The sequence below is a fragment of the Vibrio sp. 2134-1 genome, from assembly GCF_033339495.1.
In genome coordinates this window covers 1-697 of record NZ_JAWOUS010000431.1, presented here as the reverse complement: position 1 = coordinate 697, position 697 = coordinate 1, and the positions used below count along the sequence as shown (strand labels likewise).

General features: G+C 49.5%; 1 protein-coding gene. It reads right to left on the bottom strand.

Annotated features, from left to right (window positions below; genetic code table 11):
- Nucleotides 1-697, bottom strand: a 697-nt coding sequence (locus R7R78_RS26440; RefSeq protein WP_406707401.1) for an elongation factor 1-alpha C-terminal domain-related protein, incomplete at both ends; no start/stop codon positions are given.

The following is a 697-nucleotide window of genomic DNA, read 5'->3' as shown; positions in this document are numbered from 1 at the left end:
TGTCCAAAGCTACTGATTCATTGAGCGACCACTCACACAAACCAATGCCATTCAGAGGCAGTTCCGCAGCGCCATGCGTCGACAAGTTATTGATGTCGTACTGGTGACGAATCGACTCTACGTGACCAACGGTCTTCTTACCTGCAATCTTGATGTCGTAATCGCGACCAGGTTGCAACGGCTGCTCAGTCATCCACACCACATCGGCAAGCAAATGGTTGGTGGTTTGCACTTGCGCGTTCTCAAGCACGATCAAATCACCACGGCTGATGTCAATTTCATCATTCAGAGTCAGCGTAACGGCTAGACCAGCTTGCGCTTCTTCAATGTCGCCATCGAAGGTCACAATGCGAGCGACAGTCGACGTTTTACCTGACGGCAATGCTTTGATGGCATCACCGACTTTCACAGAGCCAGACGACACCGTGCCCGCAAAGCCACGGAAATCGAGGTTAGGACGATTCACGTACTGAACAGGGAAACGGAATTCACCCGCACCTTTTTCGTAGTCCACATCCACCGTTTCTAGCAACTCAAGCAACGATGGACCTTCAAACCAGTTCAGGTTCTGTCCTTTATCCACTACGTTGTCGCCTTCCAGCGCTGAAATCGGGATAATTTGAATATCAATATCGCCAGTTAGATTTTCAGAGAACTTCAGGTACTCATCACGAATTTCTTCGAAGCGCGCTTGTGA